The organism is Allobosea sp. 01N443, from assembly GCF_056399325.1.
Genome location: NZ_JBFTRC010000315.1, coordinates 1 through 4035 on the forward strand (window position 1 = coordinate 1; position 4035 = coordinate 4035).

The 4035-nt window shown below is 64.0% G+C and carries 4 protein-coding genes; 1 reads left to right on the top strand and 3 read right to left on the bottom strand.

All coding sequences use genetic code 11. From position 1 onward, the window contains the following. Positions 1–364 precede the first annotated feature (364 nt). Complete coding sequence (locus AC1DRP_RS35425) at positions 365–1339, top strand: DMT family transporter (RefSeq protein ID WP_441491833.1); 975 nt, start codon at positions 365–367, stop codon at positions 1337–1339. A gap of 27 nt (positions 1340–1366) precedes the next feature. Here the strand turns inward: AC1DRP_RS35425 and AC1DRP_RS35430 are convergent, their stop codons facing one another. From AC1DRP_RS35430 to AC1DRP_RS35440, 3 genes are all read right to left on the bottom strand, one after another. After that, complete coding sequence (locus AC1DRP_RS35430) at positions 1367–2056, bottom strand: ABC transporter ATP-binding protein (RefSeq protein WP_069880703.1); 690 nt, start codon at positions 2054–2056, stop codon at positions 1367–1369. Positions 2057–2075: 19 nt separating this feature from the next. Further along, on the bottom strand, positions 2076–3377 hold the full coding sequence (locus AC1DRP_RS35435) for a lipoprotein-releasing ABC transporter permease subunit (RefSeq protein WP_476770994.1): 1302 nt from the start codon (positions 3375–3377) through the stop codon (positions 2076–2078). Between the two features lie 37 nt (positions 3378–3414). Further along, positions 3415–4035, bottom strand: a 621-nt coding sequence (locus tag AC1DRP_RS35440; protein WP_476770995.1) for a His/Gly/Thr/Pro-type tRNA ligase C-terminal domain-containing protein, incomplete at its 5' end; no start/stop codon positions are given.

The following is a 4035-nucleotide window of genomic DNA, read 5'->3' on the forward strand; positions in this document are numbered from 1 at the left end:
GTCGAGAGGCTTTCCGCCCGGCTGTGGATGGCTCAGACGCTAGGAGCGGCGAGCAGCGCCGCCCAGAGCCAGATCATCCCAAGGAAGAGGCCGAGCGAGGCAAGCTCCACCATTCCGACGACCAGCTTACGTGCTAAAACCATCTTGACCTCCAGATGTTCGCTATATGTCCATCATAATTCCTGTTTTGTTCTCGTCAATCGCGCAGCGTTAGTTCCATTCTGGACGTCTGGATGGAGGTTAATATCCCCTTGATGGTGGTGGAAGGCGATTAACCCTTCGGCGTAGGTCGCGTACGCTTTCCCGTCGGCGCATTCAGGCTCGTCCACGGCTGTCGGCGCCGCGGAATCTGCTAGAGAGCCGCATGGACCAAAGTTCAGATGCCTCCGGCGCTTCCGTCGCCAATCTCCGCTCAGAACCCGCCGAGGCGAACCAGCAGGACGAGCGCGCGTCAGCCTCCGGCAGCACGCGTAGCCCCGCGCTGGGCATCGTCCTGATGGCCATATCGATGCTGTTCATCCCGGGCGCGGATGCGATCGGCAAGTATCTCAGCGGAGCGCATTCCCCGGCCTTTCTAAGCTGGGCTCGTTATGTCGCGGCGCTCGGCTTCGTACTGCCTGTCGTGYTGTATGTGCAGGCGCGCGCGCCGGCGCCGCTGATTGGCCGCAACCAGATCCTGCCGCAGCTTCTGCGCACCGCCTTCCTGGTTGGCGCGATGACGCTCTATTTCACCGCAATCGCGCGCATTCCGCTTGCCGACGCTCTGGGTGCCTACTTCATCGCGCCGATCATCGCGACCCTGCTGGCCATGATTGTCCTGCGCGAGCGGCTTGATCGCCGAAAGCTGGCGGCCGTCATTCTAGGCTTCATCGGAGCCATGCTGATCGTGAGACCGGGCGCTGACGGCAGTTCCGGCACGCTGATCGCGCTGGCGTCGGGCGGACTGATGGCGTGCTACCTTGTGATGACCCGAGCGACCGCCCAGGGCAGCACACCGCTGTCGGCACTGACCATCCAGCTCGTCTTCGGCATCCTGTTGCTGACGCCTATCGTCCTGTTCCAGTGGACGGTGCCCAATCGCGAGGAGATTCTGCTGATCCTCCTGATGGGACTGCTTTCGGCCGTCAGCAACCTGCTCACGATCAGCGCCTTCAGAATGGCGCCGGTCTCGACGCTGTCGCCGCTCGTCTATCTCGAACTGCTTGGCGCGACCGCGCTGGGTTACGCGATGTTCGACGATCTGCCATCGACCGCGACCTGGATCGGCATTCTCGTGATCGTGATTGCCGGCCTTGCCGTCGTGGCGCCAGCTCGCGGAAAGCGCGGGCGCGCCCGGTAGTGCGCAACGGGAGAAGCCGTGCCCGCGCTAACGCAGCGGAACGACCAGCCCGTCCCGAATCGTCACCTGCCGGTCCATCCGCCGGGCGAGGTCGAGATTATGGGTCGCRATCAGGGCCGCGAGACCCGAAGCCCGGGCCAAGGCGACCAGCGTGTTGAAGACATGCAGCGAGGTGTGAGGGTCGAGATTGCCGGTCGGCTCGTCCGCGAGGAGCAGACGGGGCGCATTGGCGACCGCACGCCCAATCGCGACGCGCTGCTGCTCGCCACCGGAAAGCTCGCCCGGAAGATGGTCGAGCCGCTCGCCGAGCCCGAGAAAGGCGAGCAGTTCAGTCGCCCGCTCCTCGGCTTCCCGCTTCCGCAGGCCGCGAATGCGCTGCGGCAGCATGACGTTCTCGAGCGCCGTGAATTCAGGCAGCAGATGGTGGAACTGGTAGACAAAACCGATCTCGGTGCGGCGCAGCCGGGTGCGGCCCTTGTCGTCCAGCTTGCTGGTCGCGATTCCGCCGACGAAGACCTCGCCGCTATCGGGTTTCTCGAGCAGGCCGGCGACATGGAGGAGCGTCGATTTGCCGGTACCGCTCGGTGCAACAAGCGCGACAAGCTCGCCCGGCCACAGTGCGAAATCCGCCTTGCGCAGGATCTCGAGCGGAGCATCGGTCTGTGGGTAATAGCGCTCGATCTGGGAGAGGAAGAGCGCCGGTGTTTCGCGTTGCATGGCCACGGGTTCTTCTGCCTCAACCCATCCGCAGGGCTTGGACCGGGTCCAGCCGCGCGGCCTTCCAGGCCGGATACAGCGTCGCCAGCAGCGATAGGACCAACGCCATCCCGACGACACTCGCCACTTCCCGCCAGTCGATCACGGAGGGAATGTCGCTCAGGAAGCGTACTGTCGGATCCCAGAGATTGGCCCCGGTGATCCAATTCAGGGTGGCCATGATCGACTTGATGTTGTTGGCGAAGAGAACGCCGAGGCCTAGCCCTGCCAATGTACCGAACACGCCGATGGCCGCCCCCGTGATCAGGAAGACGCGCAGCACAGTGCCGCGAGACGCGCCCATGGTGCGCATGATCGCGATGTCCTCGGTCTTGTCCTTCACCAGCATGATCAGGCCCGAGACGATGTTCAGCGCCGCCACCAGCACGATCAGGGTGAGAATGATGAACATGACGTTCCGCTCGACCTCGAGCGCGTTGAAGAAGGTACGGTTGCGCTGCCGCCAATCGGACAGCACAAGCGGCCGTGGCGCGTCGGCCTCGATCGCATCGCGCACGACCTGGGTCCGATCCGGATTGTCGATGAAGACCTCGATGACGTTCACATCGCCATCGCGGTTGAAATAGGCCTGCGCTTCTGCCAGCGGCATGAAGACAAACGAGGAATCGAACTCGGTCATGCCTATCTCGAATACCGCCTGGATCGGATAGGCCTTGATGCGCGGAGCGGTTCCGAACGGGGTCGAGGCTCCCTTCGGAGAAACGAGCGTGATCGTGTCGCCAGCGGTCAGCGAGAGCGCCGCGGCAAGCCGACTGCCAATGGCGACGCCGGCGGCGGCGTCGAAACCATCGAGCGTACCGCGCTTGATATTGTTGCCGATGAAGGGGATCGACTTCAGATCCGCCTCGGAAATGCCGCGCACCAGCACGCCGCCATTGGCGTATTGCGACGAAGCAAGCGCCTGGCCTTCCACCAAGGGGATTGCGAGCTTGATGCCGGGAACCTGCCGCAGCCGTGCCGCGACCGCTTCGTAGTCATCGAGCGGGCGATCAATCGGCGTCRCAAAGATGTGGCCGTTGACGCCGACGATCTTCTCCAGGAGTTCCTTCCGGAAGCCGTTCATCACCGACATCACGATGATCAGCGTGGCGACCCCGAGCAAAATGCCGAGGAACGAGAAGCCCGCGATGACCGAAACAAAGCCTTCGCGCCGACGCGTGCGCAGGTAGCGCCCGGCCAGCAGCCATTCGAAACCCGCAAAGGGGCGTGTGCCGGTGGGCTGCTCTGCTTCGGTCGACATCGACTCCACCGCCACGTTCATCGGCGCCTGCTCCGCTCCGCGATCATGCCGCTCCCACTCAAGCCGAGCGGCCCGGGAAGCGTTCCAGCGCAGCCGCGAGCGAGACGAGTTCGCGCTCTCCGCCGGCGCGGCGTTTGATTTCCACCTTGCCCTCAGCCAGGCCCTTAGGCCCGACGATGACCTGCCACGGTACGCCGATCAGGTCTGCCGTCGCGAACTTGGCGCCTGGCCGACCGTCTGTATCATCATAGAGCGTGTCATAGCCCTTGGCGGAGAGCGCTCTGTAGAGTTGCTCGCAGGCGCCGTCGGTCGCTGCGTCACCGATCTTCAGGTTCAGCACCGCGATGTCGAACGGTGCGATCTCGTCCGGCCAGACGATGCCGGCATCGTCGTGACCGGCCTCGATCAACGCTGCGACGAGACGGCTCGGGCCGATGCCATAAGAGCCCATATGCACCGGCACCTGCTGCCCGTCCGGCCCGGTCACCGTCGCGCCCATCGGCTCGGAATACTTCGTGCCGAAATAGAAGATATGCCCGACCTCGATACCGCGCGCCGACAGTTGCTGGCCGGCGGGAACCGCGTCGAATGCCGCCTTGTCGTGCATCTCCTCGGTCGCAGCGTAGAGGCTCGTCCATTTGTCGACGATGGCCTGCAATCCGTCGACGCTATCGAAGTC